Below are 15,101 nucleotides of genomic sequence, written 5' to 3' on the forward strand. Positions count from 1 at the left end.
CGCCCTGGCCACCCGCGGCTTCACCGCCGAGGACTTCACCGAGGTCGCCGACGTCATCGCCGAGGCCCTCAAGCCGGCCTACGACGCCGAGGCCCTCAAGACCCGGGTCAAGGCACTCGCCGACAAGCACCCGCTGTACCCCGGCCTGTGACCGACAACCTCCCGCAGCGGGGCGTGCCGTCACCGACCGGTACGTCCCCTCCAACTCCACGGAGCGTGGCGTGGCAATCAGCGTCTTCGACCTGTTCTCCATCGGCATCGGCCCGTCCAGCTCGCACACCGTGGGCCCGATGCGCGCCGCCGGGATGTTCGTCAGGCGGCTGAAGCAGGACGGGGCGCTGGCCCAGACCGCCGCCGTGCGGGCGGAGTTGTTCGGTTCCCTCGGTGCCACCGGCCACGGCCACGGCACACCCAAGGCGGTCCTGCTCGGCCTCGAGGGCAACGAGCCGCACACCGTCGACGTCGTCCGGGCCGACCTGGACGTCGAGCGGATCCGCGCCACCGGGCGCATCCACCTCCTCGGCGCCGAGATCGGCCCCGCCCACGAGATCGGGTTCGACACCTCGACCGACCTGGTCCTGCACCGCAGGCGCTCACTGCCGTACCACGCCAACGGCATGATCCTCGTCGCGCACGACGCCGATGGGGCGCCGCTGCTGGAGAAGACGTACTACTCCGTCGGCGGCGGTTTCGTGGTCGACGAGGAAGCCGCCGGGGCGGACCGGATCAAGCTCGACGACACCGTGCTGCCCCACCCGTTCAGCACCGGCGACGAACTGCTGCGGCTCACCCGGGAGACCGGCCTGTCCATCTCCGCGCTGATGCTGGAGAACGAGAAGGCCTGGCGCACCGAGGAGGAGATACGCGCGGGCCTGCTGGAGATCTGGCACGTCATGGAGGCGTGTATCGCGCGCGGTCTGGGCCGGGAGGGCATCCTCCCCGGCGGTCTGAAGGTCCGTCGCCGGGCCGCCGCGGCCGCGCGCGCCCTGCGCAGCGAGGGCGACCCGTTGGCCCGCGCGATGGAGTGGATCACGCTCTACGCGATGGCCGTGAACGAGGAGAACGCCGCCGGCGGCCGGGTCGTCACCGCGCCGACGAACGGTGCGGCCGGCATCATCCCCGCCGTCCTCCACTACTTCCTGGAGTTCGTGCCGGGCGCCGACGACGACGGCATCGTGCGGTTCCTGCTCGCGGCCGGGGCGATCGGTCTGCTCTTCAAGGAGAACGCCTCCATCTCCGGTGCCGAGGTCGGCTGCCAGGGCGAGGTCGGCTCGGCCTGCTCCATGGCCGCCGGCGGCCTCGCCGAGGTCCTCGGCGGCAGCCCCGAACAGGTCGAGAACGCGGCCGAGATCGGCATGGAACACAACCTCGGCCTCACCTGCGACCCCGTCGGCGGCCTCGTCCAGATCCCCTGCATCGAACGCAACGGCATGGCCGCGGTGAAGGCGGTCACCGCCGCCCGTATGGCCCTGCGCGGCGACGGCCGACACCATGTCTCCCTCGACAAGGTCATCAAGACCATGAAGGAGACCGGCGCCGACATGAAGGTCAAGTACAAGGAGACCGCCCGCGGCGGCCTCGCCGTCAACGTCATCGAGTGCTGAGCGGCGACCCGCAGGACTTGAAGGAGTTGGTCCGGCACTCACCCAGCTTCTTCTGGGCCGACACGTCGTAGATCTCGGTCCAGACGTAGTGGTTGTCCTTGCTCAGGTCGTCGACGACCACACGCTCGGCGTCCTTCGCGGAGTCGCGCGGTTCGAAGACGACCATCGCCCGCTTCTTGCCGCCCGAGGAGAAGTAGTCGACGGTGTTGGGCTTGGCCGCGCGCGGGCGCAGGACGGGGGAGCAGTGCGCGCCCGCGCTCCGGAACGATGGGCGCGGCCCATGCGAACATGCCGCGCCGCAGTGGTGTCGGTGCCCCCGTGACACTGAGCGCGCGAAGCGCTCACGACGATCTTCCTATCACCCTGCCCGGTACCCCCCGCGGCCGTTTCACAAGGGTTTCACCAGGTGACGGTCCGGTGCCGTCACGGCCGGGTCGGTCTCGCCACCGCTTGGACGGGCTCCGGCGTCCGGTTCTCCATGCCGGTGTCGTGGGGAGTTGGCGTCTTCACCCACCCCCGCGGCGAAGGGTTGGTAAGGCTGGCCTTATATTCGGATCGTTCCGCCCTCCGCAAGACAGGACCACCATGCGCACCACCCCCCGCCGCCTCCTGGCAGCCCTCACCCTCACCCCGCTGCTGGCCGGTTGCTTCGCCGCAGGCGAGGAGGGGTCCGGCGCGAGCGACGGGCCCGGAGGCGGGGGCCGCCTGCGGATAGCCCTCGCGGTGCCGCCGGTGCAGGCCCTGTCGCCGTACAGCAACGACGCCACCGTGCTCAGCAAGCTCTCCGTCGCCGAAGGCCTCACGGCCCTGGACCAGGACGGTGCCGCCGCCCCCGCCCTGGCGAAGTCCTGGACCCGCGAGAACGACACGACCTGGGTCTTCGAGTTGCGCGAGGCCACGTTCCAGGACGGCACCGACGTCACCGCCGAGTCGGTCGTCAACGCCCTCGACCACGCGAACGAGGCCGAGACCAAACCCCGCGTACTGAGCGACGTGTCGCTCACCGCCGAGGCCGACGACGCCGACACCGTCACCATCACCACCAAGACCGCCGACCCGGTCCTTCCGCTGCGGCTGGCCAGCCCCGCCCTCGGCATCCTCGCCGAGAAGGCGTACGCCGACGACGGCACCGTCAGCCCCGTGGGCACCGGCACCGGCCCCTTCGAGATCACCCGGCTCACCGGCAAGACGAAGGCAGCGCTCAGCCGTTACGACGGGTACTGGGGCGGCAAGGCCAAGGCGTCCGGTATCGACGTCACCTGGATCGCCGACGGCACCGCCCGCGCCAACGCCCTGCGCGGCGGCGACGTCGACATAGCCGAGTGGATCCCCACCGCCCAGGCGAAGCTCCTCGACGAGAACACCCGTCACGAAGTGCCCTCCGTGCGCACCGACAGCCTCGTCCTCAACACCGGCAGCGGCCTCTTCGCCGACGCCGGCCTGCGTGCCGCCGCCCGTGAGGCGGTGGACGGCGAGGTCCTCGTCGACTCCGTCTTCGGCGGCTACGCCGACCCCGCGCAGGGCCTGTTCGGGCCGGCCGTCCCCTGGGCCGCCGACCGGCGGGTCGAGGTGACCGGCCGGGCGAAGGCCGCGACCACAGCACAGGTGAAGGCCGATACGAAGGGCAGGACCCTGCGCCTGGCCACGTACACCAACCGCGCCGAACTCCCCGAGGCCGCCACCGTCCTCCAACAGCAGCTGGAGAAGGCCGGGTTCACGGTGAAGCAGGACGTGCGCGAGTACACCCAGATGGAGGCCGACCTCCTTGCGGGCGAGTACGACGCCCTCGTCTTCTCCCGGGTCACGCTCCTCGACACCGGCGATGCCGTCGCCTACCTCGCCAGCGACTACACCGGCGACGGCGTCTACAACATCGCCGGCCTGAAGGACGCCGCGGTCGACCGGGCCGTCGAATCCGCCGCTGGGGAGGGCGACACGGCCGAGCGGCAGAAGAAGATCATGCGGGCCGAGGCGGAGATCCTGCGCACCGACGCCGTCGTGCCCCTGGTCCACGAGAAGGTCGTCCAGGGCATCTCCGCCGAGGTCGAGGGCGTCCTCCTCGATCCTCGTGAGCGCTCGCTGGTCGACGTCGACACCCGGCTGAAGTAGCGGCCGATGAGCAGCACGTCGACGGCCGGTGCCCACGGCCCGCCCACTCGATGGCGGGCGGGCGCCGGCCGCGTCGCCGCCGGAACGGCGCTCCTGACGGCCGTGGCCTTCCTGCCGTGGCTGTCCGGCGTCGATCCCGCCCTGACCGTGCTGCGCGCCCGCGCCGCCGACCAGGACCCGGCCCCGGCCCAGCTGTCCGCCGTACGCGAGCAACTGGGCCTGGACGAGGGGCCGTTCGCCCATCTCGGACACTGGCTGAGCGGACTGGCGCACGGGGACGCCGGCACCTCTTGGGTGTCGGGCGATCCGGTACTGCCCCAGGTGACGACGGCCCTCGCGGTCTCCGTCACGCTCATGCTCGGCGCGCTGGCGGTCACGATCGCCGTGGCCGCGACGGTCTGCTCCCGCACCCTCTACCTCGGATCCCGGCGAAGGCTGCGGCACAAGCGGGCGGGCACCGCGGCCGCCGTGCCGGCCGCCCTGCCCAAGTTCCTGCTCGCCTCGCTGCTCGCGACCGTCTTCGGGGTGTGGCTGGGCTGGTTCCCGTCCCAGGGCTGGGAGGGGCCGCGGTCGATGGTGCTGCCCGCTCTCGCCCTCGGCATCCCCTCCGGCGCCATGATCGGCGGGCTGCTCGACCAGGCCCTGCCCGCCGCCTTCAACGAGCCCTGGGCACGCACCTGGCGCGCCTACGGCTGCTCGGGCGGCCGCATCGCCCGCACGGCACTGCGCACCGCCCTCGCCGGTGTGCTCCCGCAACTCCTGCCGACCGTCGTCGCCCTGGTCGGCGGTGCGGTCGCGGTCGAGAAGATCTTCAACATTCCGGGGCTCGGCCGTCTCTCGCTCGACGCGGCCACCGCCCAGGACATGCCGCCGCTCCAGACGGCGACCCTGACCCTGGTCCTGCTCGGCGTCTGCGCCGGCTTCCTGATCCAGGTCCTGCGGCACGCCCTGCTCGGTCCCGCCCTGCGGGACGGTGCCCTGCCCGCCCTGCATCCGCCCAGGCTCCCGCGATCACGATCGCTGCCCTGGGTCGTCGGACTCTGTGCCACGACCCTCCTCGCCGTGGTCGTGGCCGGCCTCCTGCGGGACCCGTCGCACGTCGAGACGACGGCGAGGCTGCTGCCCCCGTCCCTCGCGCACCCTCTCGGCACCGACTCGCTCGGCCGCGACCTGCTGGCCCGGCTGGGCCACGGAGCCCTCCGTACGGTCGGTGTGGCCCTCGCGGTGACGGTGGTCAGCGCCGTCGTCGGCCTGGTGATCGGCACGACCGCCCAGCTGGGGGCGGGCCTGACCGAAGTGGTCTCGACGATGCCGGCCGTCCTCGCCGGACTGCTCACCACCGCCGTGACCGGCCCGTCGGTCTGGGGCGCCGCGTGCGCGGTGAGCGTGGTGGCCTGGACGCCGTACGCCGCCCAAACCGCCGCCCTGCTGGAACAGGAACGGGCCAGCGGCCACCTCCTCGCGTCGATCTCCTTCGGCGCGGGCCCCTCCTACCTCCTCCGCCACCACCTGCTGCCTGCGGTCCTGCCGGCCCTGGTGCGCAACGCCCTGCTCCGCCTGCCCACCACGGTCCTCGTCCTCGCCTCCCTCGGCTTCCTCGGCCTGGGCGAACAGCCGCCCACTCCCGAGTGGGGCCGCCTCCTCTCGGAGAACCAGCCCTACGCGGAACTGGCCCCCTGGACCGTCCTGGGCCCGTCCGCCGCCCTCGTCCTCCTCTCGGTCCTCGCCATCTCCACCACGACCTGGAGCCGCGGCCGGCCCCGGGGCGCGGCCGGGGTCACGGCTTCCGCGCCACCGCCCCCAACTGCGGTACGACCGTAGGCTCGTCACCGGAATCGGGACGCCACAGCGAACACGGGACGAGGCCCGGCTCCAGGAGGGTGAGGCCGTCGAAGTACCGGGAGATCTCCGCGCCGTCGCGCGCGGTGACCGGTGGCTTGGCGTGCGTGTTCCAGAACTCCATCGCCTCCAACTGGAGTTCGCCGCCGAACTCCGGCTCGGTGGTGGGGTGCGTCAGCACGAGGAAGCTCCCGGGAGCGAGCGGTTCGAGGAGCCGGTGGCAGATGGCGCGGGCCTCGGCATCGTCGAGGACGAAGTTGAGGATGCCGAGCAGCAACAGCGCGACGGGCTCGCCGAAGTCGAGGGTCTCCCCGGCGACGCGCAGGATCGTGTCCGGGTCATGGGCGTCGGCGTCGATGTAGGCCGCGGCGCCTTCCTCGGTGCTGGTCAGCCGGGTGCGGGCGTACGAGAGCACGACCGGGTCGTTGTCGACGTACACGATCCTCGACGAGGGTGCGACGCGCTGGGCGATCTCGTGGGTGTTCTCCAGCGCAGGCAGCCCCGTGCCGATGTCGAGGAACTGGCGTATCCCCCGCTCCTCGGCCAGATGCCGCACCGCGCGGACGAGGAACCGCCGGTCGGCGGAGGCGATGTCGCGGATGACGGGGATCAGGCCGGCGACGTGCTCCCCGACCTGCCGGTCGACCTCGTAGTTGTCCGTGCCGCCCTGCCAGTGGTTCCAGACGCGGGCGTTGTGCGCGGTCGTGGTGTCCGGGCGTTCGCGTGCGGTGTCGGCGGCCTGGTTCTCGCTCACGTGGTCCTCTCCTGGCACGCCCAAGGATCCGGTGACGGTGGGCAGTTGGGGCCCGTGTGGCGTGACATGGCGTCATTGTGCCGCCGCCCTTCTGCTGGTGTTCGCGCACACCCCTAGACATCCGATGTATTTTCCGGCAACGATGATCGCGGCCCCGACCGAGGTCGATGTGGCTGCGCAACTGCCGTGAAAGAGCCGATGAATGGCCGGGAGATCTCACCGTGATCGATGAAGCTCAGCCGCAGAGACGAAGCCTCCTCAAGTTCGGTGGGGCCCTCGCCTTCGCACCTCTGGCCACCGGGTTGACGGGCACCACCGCCACGGCACAGCCGGCCGCCGGGACCCGAGCCTCGGAGGCCGTCCGGTGGCCGACCCTGTCGCGCGACGCCCTGCGCTACACCGTCCCCGCCACGAACTGGGAGGCACAGGCCCTGCCGATCGGCAACGGCAGGCTCGGCGCCATGCTCTTCGCCGATCCCCACGAGGAGCGCATCCAGTTCAACGAGCAGAGCCTGTGGGGCGGCCTGAACGACTACGACAACGCCCTCGCCGGAAAACCGGACAGCGACTTCGACACCGGCATGAACGGCTTCGGCTCGTACCGGGACTTCGGCGACCTCACGGTCACCTTCGCCGCCGCGCCCAGGGCCAGGGTCACGGCGCCGGGGGGACCCTACAACAGCTCCCCGTCGGAGGGCGTCGACAAGTCCTACGACGGCGAGACGGGCACCAAGTGGTGCATCGACCGGCCCGGCGCGAAGGTGCGGTGGCAGGTCGAGCTGCCCGCTCCCGTGGAGGTCGCCTCGTACCGTCTCACGAGCGCCAACGACGTGCCGCAGCGCGACCCGCAGGAGTGGACGCTCTCCGGTTCCGCCGACGGCGAGGCCTGGACCGTGCTGGACAGCCGCACCCTCGCTGCGCCCTTCGAGAGCCGCTTCCAGACCAAGCGGTTCACCTGCGCGGACCCGGCGGCCTACCGCTTCTACCGGTTCGACTTCGTCCCCAAGGCGGGCGTCAGCCACTTCCAGGTCGCCGAGATAGGCCTGACGGGCGTCGACCTCGGCGCGTCCGGCGCGGTGTACGTCACATCGCCGGGCGGACGCTCCGACAGGTCCTCCCAAGGCTCCGGCCCCGCCTCCGGCGCCCGGGGCACGGACGTCTCCCGTTCCGTGGACCGTGACCCGGCCACCGTCTGGCGGGTCGCGGGCACCTCACCCGAGCTGGTCTGGCAGGCCGACCTGCCCCGCGCCGTCGCCCTCACCTCGTACACCCTGACCGCGGCCCCGAACCGCCCACGGGAGGACCCCCGGCAGTGGACGCTGGAGGCGTCGAAGGACGGGAGCACCTGGGTGACCCTCGACACCCGGCGGCACGGCACGCCGTTCGCCGACCGGGGCGAGACCCGCACCTTCCGGTTCACCAACACCACCGCCTACCGCGTCTACCGGCTCACCCTGACCCCCGACGCCTCCGCCGACGGCTGCCAGATCGCCGAGATCGCCCTGGCGAGCGAGGACTTCGACACCCGCACCCGGCCCGTGGTCGTCGACTACCGGCGCGCCCTCGACTTCGTCGACGGCGTCCACGTCACCCGCTTCGGCGCACCGGGGCAGCGCGTCGTCCGGGAGGCCTTCGCCGGCCGCGCCGCCGACGTCATGGTCTTCCGGTACACGACGGAGGCGGCCGAAGGGCTCTCCGGAGTGATCTCGCTGACGTCCGGTCAGGAGCAGGCCCCGACGACCGTGGACGCCGGCGCTCGCCGGATCGCCTTCAGCGGTGTCATGGGCAACGGCCTCAAGCACGCGTGCACCGTCCGTGCCGTGCACACCGACGGAGACTTCAGCGCCGACGGTTCGGTGCTCCGGTTCAGCGGATGCACGACGCTGACGCTGCTCCTGGACGCCCGCACCGACTACCGGCTCGACGCCGCCGCCGGATGGCGCGGAGCCGATCCGCAGGCGGCGATCGACCGGGCGCTCGACAAGGCCGCCGCCCGCTCCTACACCGCACTGCGCAAACGGCACATCGCCGACACACGCGCCCTCATGAACCGGGTCTCGGTCGACTGGGGCACCTCCGAGGACGCCGTCGTCGCCCTGCCGACCGACGCCCGGCTGGCCCGCTACGCGGCGGGCGGGGAGGACCCGACCCTCGAACAGACGATGTTCGACTACGGCCGCTACCTGCTGATCAGTTCCTCCCGCCCGAAGGGCCTGCCCGCCAACCTCCAGGGCCTGTGGAACGACAGCAACCAGCCTGCCTGGGCCGCCGACTACCACACCAACATCAACATCCAGATGAACTACTGGGGAGCGGAGACGACGAACCTGCCCGAGTGTCACGAGGCGCTCGTCGGCTTCATCGAGCAGGTCGCGGTGCCCAGCCGGGTCGCCACCCGCAACGCCTTCGGCGCGGACACCCGGGGCTGGACCGCCCGCACCAGCCAGAGCATCTTCGGCGGCAACGCCTGGGAGTGGAACACCGTCGCGAGCGCCTGGTACGCCCAACACCTCTACGAGCACTGGGCGTTCACCCAGGATCTGACGTATCTGCGCGACCTCGCCCACCCGATGATCAAGGAGATCTGCCAGTTCTGGGAGGACCACCTCAAGGAGCGCGCGGACGGTCTTCTCGTCGCGCCGAACGGCTGGTCCCCGGAGCACGGGCCCCGCGAGGACGGCGTCATGTACGACCAGCAGATCATCTGGGACCTGTTCCAGAACTACCTCGACTGCGAGGCGGTCCTCGACGCGGACCCCGACTACCGGGACAAGGTCGCGGACCTGCAGGCCCGTCTGGCGCCGAACAAGATCGGCAGGTGGGGGCAGTTGCAGGAGTGGCAGGAGGACATCGACAGCCCCACCGACATCCACCGCCACACCTCACACCTGTTCGCGGTCTACCCCGGTCGCCAGATCACCCCGAAGACGCCCGACTTCGCCGCCGCCGCCCTCGTCTCCCTCAAGGCACGCTGCGGCGAGAAGGAAGGGGTCCCGTTCACGGCCGCGACGGTGTCGGGCGACAGCCGCCGCTCATGGACCTGGCCCTGGCGTGCGGCCCTCTTCGCCCGCCTCGGTGACGGGCACCGCGCCCGGATCATGCTGCGCGGCCTGCTGGCCTACAACACGCTGCCCAACCTGTTCTGCAACCATCCGCCCTTCCAGATGGACGGCAACTTCGGCATCTCCGGAGCCGTCGCGGAGATGCTCCTGCAGAGCCACGACGGAAGCATCCACCTGCTGCCCGCCCTGCCGGACGCGTGGCAGGCCAAGGGCTCCTTCACCGGCCTGCGCGCCCGTGGCGGCTACGAGGTGACCTGCGAGTGGCGCGACGGGAAGGTCACGTCGTACGAGATCGTGGCCGACCGGGCGCGGAACCGGAGCAAGGTCACCGTCCGGGTGAACGGCACCGACATCAGGGTGAGACCGCGCAGGCCCTGACGGTCACGCGGGCTTGGCGGCGGCATCGGCCGGGGTGTTGGTGTCGTCCGCCTCGTTCCGTGCCATGTGCAGAAAACGCCGGATCGCCTCGACCGACATGTCGAGCGCCTCGGACGCTGACTGCTCGTCACCGAACACCTGCACCGCCTCGGTGACGGCCACGGCGAGCTCGGCCTCCGCCTTGCGGACCTTGCCCTCCGCCTTGTCCACGGTGTCGACGACCGACAACTGGCGGCGCTGCTTCTCCTGAAGCCGCTGTTTACGGGAGAGGGTTCGGTCAACGTTCTGCACAGTCATGCCCAAGATCATAAGGGCCTGGCCACGCACCCAACTCCTGGGCGTGGGACCCTTCCCCGGTCACCTCCGAACCCGCGGGTGCGCCCGCAGGGGTCGGACTCCACCCCGGGAAAGGGATCATGCGTTCTCTGACCTTCGTCTACGGCACGGGGCGCAGCGGCTCGACGGCGCTCTCACGCATCCTCAACGCCCACCCCGACGTACTGAGCCTGAACGAGTACATGGCCTCGGTGGGCGACGCGTCCTTCCCCACGGGGCAGGTGAGCGGCGGGGAGTTCTGGCAGGCGCTCTCCCGGCCCGCGCCGCATTTCGAGCGGATGACCCGCAGCGGGCTGCCGCTGCCGGAGTTCCTCCACACCCGACGCCCCGGCCGGTACGCGGCGTCCACGTCGGGCATCCCCGCGCTCTCCCTGATGGTGCTGCCCCACCTCACCGAGGACCCGGACGCGCTCCTCGACGAACTCGGCGCGACCGTGGTCCGGTGGCCGGAACGCCCTGCCGCCGAGCACCACCGGGCCCTGTTCGGCCTGCTCTGCGCCCGGTTCGGACGCACCGCCGTCGTGGAGCGCTCCGGCTACTCGACCGGCTGGGCACCAGGGCTGCGGGAGACCTTCCCCGAGGCCCGGTTCGTGCACATGTTCCGCGACGGCCCGGACTGCGCCCTGTCCATGAGCCGCCACCCCGGGTACCGCACGATCTGCCTGCTCCGTGAGATCAGGACCCGCTCCGGTGTCGACAGCCTGGCCGATCTGACCCCCGAGCACGTCCGCGCGTTGCCCCCGGACCTGGCACCGCTGCTCGACGACCGCTTCGACCCCTCCCTCGTGCGCGACCGCCCCATCCCCTTGCGAACCTTCGGCACCCTGTGGTCCGAACTCGTCACCGAGGGAACGGAGTTCCTCCGTCTGCTCCCCGCGGACCGGCGCGCCACCCTCTCCTACGAGGGCCTCCTGGACCACCCCGTCGAAGAGCTGACCCGCCTGGCCCGGTTCATCGGCGTGGCCCCGACCCCCAGTGGCTGCACGCCGGATCCGCCCTGCTCGACCACGGCCGACGAGACTCCGCCGCCGCCCTGCCCGCCACCGAACGCGCGGCCCTGCGCGACGCCTGCGCCCCGGGAGCCCACGCCCTGGCGTCATAGCGTTCACCGCTATCAATTGCAACGAACGGGTGTCAGGCGTTGCGTTGATTGCGCAACCGTTGCAACGAAATGTAGCTGCTGAACTGCCTCTTTAGGGCTGTCGCGCAATAAGTGCGTTGCCGAATCCATGAACGCAACGTAGCGTTTCCGTATCGAGAAACGATGGGCGATCGCGAGGGGGCAGGTCATGGGGACAGCGCACAGCCGACGGCAGGCGGCGCCCGGCGCCGGAGCCGCCTTCGCCCGCTTCGTGCTCTGCGGCGGGGGAGTGGGCCTCGCCTCCAGCTTCGCCGTGGCGGCTCTCGCCTCCTGGGTCCCCTGGGCCCTGGCCAACGCCCTGGTCACGGCCGCGTCCACGCTGCTCGCCACCGAGCTGCACGCCCGCTTCACCTTCGGCGCGGGCGGGCGCGCGACCTGGCGTCAGCACACGCAGTCGGCCGGCTCCGCGGCGGCCGCGTACGCGGTGACCTGTGGGGCGATGTTCGTCCTGCACCTCCTGGTGGCGGCGCCCGGAGCGGTGCTCGAACAGGCCGTCTACCTGTCCGCCTCCGCCCTCGCAGGCGTCGCCCGGTTCGTGGTGCTGCGCCTCGTCGTCTTCGCCCGCGACCGCTCGCGACCGCGTGGCTCGAGCACCTTGAGTCGTACGCAGGTGCTCGCGGGCAGCGAGTCGCGCACACCGGAAGGCCCGCGTCGTGTCGCCCCCGCTCACCCGGCCGGATGGAATCGCTGCAGCCGGGCGAGTGCAATGCGGCGGCGGGGATCCGTCCGCGTGTGCGAAGGGCGGAAGGCTGTCGCACATGCTCACACCTCATGCGCGACCAGCATGGCGGCGACACGGTGAACGCCCCCGCCGGTCCTTCCCGGCCCGGGCCGGCACCGTCGCCGCCGCCGTCCTGGCACTCCTGCTGTCCTTCCCCGGCACCGCCGCCGCGGCCCCGGGCGACCTCGATCCCACCTTCAGCGGCGACGGCAGGGTGCTCACCGGCTTCGCCGACGACGATCACGCCAACGACGTGGCCGTACAGCCCGACGGGAAGATCGTGTCGGTCGGAGCCTCCGCCGACTACTCCGTGACGGAGAGCCACTTCGCCCTGACCCGGCACAACCCCGACGGCACCCCCGACGCCGGGTTCGACGGCGACGGGCGGGTCACGACCCCGATCAACAACATGGGCCCGGGCCTCCAGTGGAGCGAGGCCAACGCCGTGACGCTGCAGCCCGACGGCAAGATCGTCGTGGCGGGCATGAGCTGGCGGGAGTACGAGAACTGCTGCTGGTTCGTGGTGGCCCGCTACAACGCCGACGGCACCCTGGACGACACCTTCAGCGGCGACGGCAGGGTCTTCGCCGACATCGGCGGCCCCACCGAGGCCCTCGACGTGGCGATCGACGCCGACGGCAGGATCGTGGCGGCCGGCTACAGCGGGGGATTCGTCGCAGTGGCCCGCTTCGACGCCCAGGGCACCCCCGACACCTCGTTCGGCGGCGACGGCGTGGTGACCGTCGACCCGACACCGAACACCCAGGAGGCGGGCGGCGACGCCCGCAGCCTGGCGCTGCAGTCCGACGGGAAGATCGTCGTCGGGGGCGAGGTGGGATCGACCAGCTTCGACTTCCTGCTGATGCGCCTCAACGCCGACGGCACCGTGGACAACGGCTTCGGCACCGCCGGCATCGTCCGCACCGACTTCGGCGCCTACGACGGCGTGCGGTCACTGGCGATCCAGCCCGACGGCAGGATCGTCGCCGGCGGCTCCAGCGACGACCGGGTCGCCCTGGCCCGCTACACCACCAACGGCACGCTGGACACGAGCTTCGACGGGGACGGCCGGGTCCTCACACCCGGCGCGTTCGCCTACGACATGGCGCTCCAGCCGGACGGACGGATCGTCACCGCCGGTGGCACGAACGGCGACTTCGCCGTGCTGCGCCACAACCCCGACGGCAGCCAGGACAGCGGCTTCGGCACCGGGGGCGTCGCGACCGCCGACTTCGGCGGCAGCGACAGCGCACGCGGCGTGGCCCTCCAGTCCGACGGCAGGATCGTCGCCGCGGGCGGGGGCGGACCGAACTCCGACTTCGCCCTGGCCCGCTTCGAGGGCGGCGGCACCGTCCCGCCACCACCGACCGGCGTGGACCTGGCGGTGACGAAGTCCGGCCCCACCACGGCCGCCATCGGTGACCGTCCCACCTACACCGTGCGGGTGACCAACAACAGCACCACGACCTCCGCCACCAACGTCTCCCTGTCCGACTCGCTCAGCGGAGTCGCCGCCTCGGTCGTCTCGGCGACCACCACCTCGGGCACCTGCACCACGACGGCGACCGCCGCGAACTGTTCCCTGGGCACCCTCGCCCCCGGAGCCGCCGCCACGGTCACGGTCGCCGCCGAACCCCGGGCCACCGGCACCCTCACCGACCGGGCCACGGTCGGCGCCACCCAGACCGACCCGAACACCGGCGACAACACCGCCACGGCGACCACCACGGTCAACAACTCCCGTGGCTGCACCCGTATCGGCACCAGCGGCAACGACAGCATCACCGGTACCTTCGGCAACGACGTGATCTGCGCCCTCGGCGGCGACGACACCGTCAACGCGGGCTCCGGCAACGACACCGTCCACGGCGGTCACGGCAACGACCGCGTCGACGGAGGCAACGGCAACGACACCCTCAACGCGGGGCCCGGCACCGACAACCTGATCGGCAACTTCGGTACCGACAACCTCAACACGGTCGACCAGGTCTCCGGCAACGACACCGCCAACGGCGGCCCCAACACGGACACCTGCACCACGGACGCGGGCGACATCCGCGTCAGCTGCCCCTGACCCGTCCCTCGGACCCCGGGCCCCGCGCGTCGCCGTGCGGGGCCCGGAGCAGCGCCTCCAGCGGGTACGGGGTCGCCCGGCTCTCGTGGCGGAAGCGGTCGTAGAAGTCCCCCATCACCGCGGCGACCGGCGCGTGCCGGGCCAGGATCGCCGTGATCGTCTCGGGGGCGTCCGCCGGGAGCTCTCCTCGGGCGCAGGCGCGCACGAACTCCCGACGTTCCGCCGGGGCGTACCCGTACAGGGCGACGGCCAGCCAGTTCACCAGGTGGGTGACGGTGTAGTACCGGTCGTAGGTGCGGTGCGCGTCGTAGAACTCCGCCTCGTCCGGGGCGAGTTCGAAGCTCGACGCGAGGGAGAGGCCGTAGTCGGCGAAGTAGAGCCGTCGGCCGTCGGTCAGGATGTTCTGGAAGTGCGCGTCGAAGTGCAGCAGCCCGCGGTCGTTCATGAACGACACGCCGGCTTCCAACTCCTCCTGCACCATGGCACAGGCCCGCTCGGCCGCCTCGCCACCGGACTCGATCCGGGCGCCCAGCCAGTCGTGCAGGGTGTGCGGGATGTACTCCAGGAACAGCATGAGGCCGGCCGAGGACCGTCGCAGCTCCTCGATCCGCCGCCGCACCTCCGAACCGCCTCCCCAGTAGGCCACGGCCCGTTCCACGTCCGCCAGTTCCTCGGGGAGGGGCCGACCGTCATCGGGGAGGACGCGCCAGTGGTGCAGCAGGGGGAAGCCCTCGTGGTCTCCCGCGACCACCCAGTCCGTCGTCATGGTGTGCACGGCCAGCTCCCGCCAGGCCCCGAACCCTGGTCCGCCGACGCTGCCGACGCCGTACTGGCAGTGGACCGGCAGCCCGAAGAGGTTCGCCGTGGAGCGGGCGTGCTCCGGGCGTCGTTCGAGATCGGTCAGGCGGACCTGCTTGACGAAGACGGGTGTTCCGTCGACGTCCAGCAGGACCGACGTGCCGCCGATGCCGGTGCCGAGTGGGGTGGCGGTGGCGACCAGCTTCCGCAGTTCGCGGTCGCCGCAGCGCGCCAGCGTCGCGGAGACGGTGCGGTGCGTGGCGAGGCGGGGGTCACGGAGCATGG

General features: G+C 71.6%; 10 protein-coding genes and 2 pseudogenes. 8 read left to right on the plus strand and 4 right to left on the minus strand.

The features are described from left to right. Together PUR53_RS06225 and PUR53_RS06230 are read left to right on the plus strand one after the other, a co-directional pair. Positions 1 to 151: pseudogene (locus tag PUR53_RS06225) on the plus strand (serine hydroxymethyltransferase); the annotation flags it as partial. A gap of 70 nt (positions 152 to 221) precedes the next feature. After that, on the plus strand, positions 222 to 1,604 hold the full coding sequence (locus PUR53_RS06230; protein ID WP_329896398.1) for an L-serine ammonia-lyase: 1,383 nt from the start codon (positions 222 to 224) through the stop codon (positions 1,602 to 1,604). On the opposite strand, the gene PUR53_RS06235 is transcribed toward PUR53_RS06230, so the two are convergent. Beyond that, positions 1,591 to 1,929, minus strand: a complete 339-nt coding sequence (locus PUR53_RS06235) for a hypothetical protein (protein ID WP_329907647.1) — start codon at positions 1,927 to 1,929, stop codon at positions 1,591 to 1,593. The two genes, PUR53_RS06230 and PUR53_RS06235, sit on opposite strands and share 14 nt — an antisense overlap. A 260-nt stretch (positions 1,930 to 2,189) precedes the next feature. Between PUR53_RS06235 and PUR53_RS06240 the strand changes: the two genes are divergently transcribed. Then, positions 2,190 to 3,713 carry an ABC transporter substrate-binding protein gene (locus PUR53_RS06240; protein WP_329907648.1) on the plus strand — a complete coding sequence of 508 codons (1,524 nt, stop codon included), beginning with the start codon at positions 2,190 to 2,192 and terminating at the stop codon, positions 3,711 to 3,713. A 6-nt stretch (positions 3,714 to 3,719) separates the two neighbouring features. Further along, positions 3,720 to 5,534, plus strand: coding sequence for an ABC transporter permease subunit (locus PUR53_RS06245; RefSeq protein ID WP_329896401.1), 1,815 nt, complete (start codon positions 3,720 to 3,722; stop codon positions 5,532 to 5,534). Here PUR53_RS06245 and PUR53_RS06250 read toward each other — a convergent pair. Continuing rightward, complete coding sequence (locus PUR53_RS06250) at positions 5,491 to 6,306, minus strand: SAM-dependent methyltransferase (RefSeq protein ID WP_329907649.1); 816 nt, start codon at positions 6,304 to 6,306, stop codon at positions 5,491 to 5,493. The genes PUR53_RS06245 and PUR53_RS06250 overlap by 44 nt on opposite strands. Positions 6,307 to 6,527: 221 nt before the next feature. Between PUR53_RS06250 and PUR53_RS06255 the strand changes: the two genes are divergently transcribed. Further along, complete coding sequence (locus PUR53_RS06255; protein ID WP_329907650.1) at positions 6,528 to 9,746, plus strand: glycosyl hydrolase family 95 catalytic domain-containing protein; 3,219 nt, start codon at positions 6,528 to 6,530, stop codon at positions 9,744 to 9,746. 3 nt (positions 9,747 to 9,749) lie between these two features. Here the strand turns inward: PUR53_RS06255 and PUR53_RS06260 are convergent, their stop codons facing one another. After that, positions 9,750 to 10,043 carry a hypothetical protein gene (locus tag PUR53_RS06260; protein ID WP_329907651.1) on the minus strand — a complete coding sequence of 98 codons (294 nt, stop codon included), beginning with the start codon at positions 10,041 to 10,043 and terminating at the stop codon, positions 9,750 to 9,752. Between the two features lie 119 nt (positions 10,044 to 10,162). Here PUR53_RS06260 and PUR53_RS06265 point away from each other — a divergent pair, with 119 nt between their 5' ends. The 3 genes and pseudogenes from PUR53_RS06265 (at position 10,163) to PUR53_RS06275 (ending at position 14,018) form a co-directional block, all read left to right on the plus strand. After that, on the plus strand, positions 10,163 to 11,266 hold the full coding sequence (locus PUR53_RS06265) for a sulfotransferase (RefSeq protein WP_329907652.1): 1,104 nt from the start codon (positions 10,163 to 10,165) through the stop codon (positions 11,264 to 11,266). Positions 11,267 to 11,371: 105 nt separating this feature from the next. Then, positions 11,372 to 11,804: pseudogene (locus tag PUR53_RS06270) on the plus strand (GtrA family protein); the annotation flags it as partial. Positions 11,805 to 11,981: 177 nt separating this feature from the next. After that, positions 11,982 to 14,018 carry a calcium-binding protein gene (locus PUR53_RS06275; RefSeq protein WP_329907653.1) on the plus strand — a complete coding sequence of 679 codons (2,037 nt, stop codon included), beginning with the start codon at positions 11,982 to 11,984 and terminating at the stop codon, positions 14,016 to 14,018. Here the strand turns inward: PUR53_RS06275 and PUR53_RS06280 are convergent. Then, complete coding sequence (locus tag PUR53_RS06280; RefSeq protein ID WP_329907654.1) at positions 14,005 to 15,099, minus strand: protein kinase family protein; 1,095 nt, start codon at positions 15,097 to 15,099, stop codon at positions 14,005 to 14,007. The two genes, PUR53_RS06275 and PUR53_RS06280, sit on opposite strands and share 14 nt — an antisense overlap. Positions 15,100 to 15,101: the final 2 nt, after the last annotated feature.

Origin of the sequence: Streptomyces sp. SP18BB07 (assembly GCF_036322545.1) — a bacterium.
GTDB classification, from domain to species: domain Bacteria; phylum Actinomycetota; class Actinomycetes; order Streptomycetales; family Streptomycetaceae; genus Streptomyces; species Streptomyces deccanensis.

Excerpts from the sequence above, each read along its gene's own strand:
- PUR53_RS06265 (WP_329907652.1), top strand. The coding sequence starts at position 10,163 with ATGCGTTCTCTGACCTTCGTCTACGGCACGGGGCGCAGCGGCTCGACG.
- PUR53_RS06240 (WP_329907648.1), top strand. The coding sequence starts at position 2,190 with ATGCGCACCACCCCCCGCCGCCTCCTGGCAGCCCTCACCCTCACCCCG.
- PUR53_RS06260 (WP_329907651.1), bottom strand. The coding sequence starts at position 10,043 with ATGACTGTGCAGAACGTTGACCGAACCCTCTCCCGTAAACAGCGGCTT.
- PUR53_RS06280 (WP_329907654.1), bottom strand. The coding sequence starts at position 15,099 with ATGCTCCGTGACCCCCGCCTCGCCACGCACCGCACCGTCTCCGCGACG.
- PUR53_RS06275 (WP_329907653.1), top strand. The coding sequence starts at position 11,982 with ATGCTCACACCTCATGCGCGACCAGCATGGCGGCGACACGGTGAACGC.
- PUR53_RS06245 (WP_329896401.1), top strand. The coding sequence starts at position 3,720 with ATGAGCAGCACGTCGACGGCCGGTGCCCACGGCCCGCCCACTCGATGG.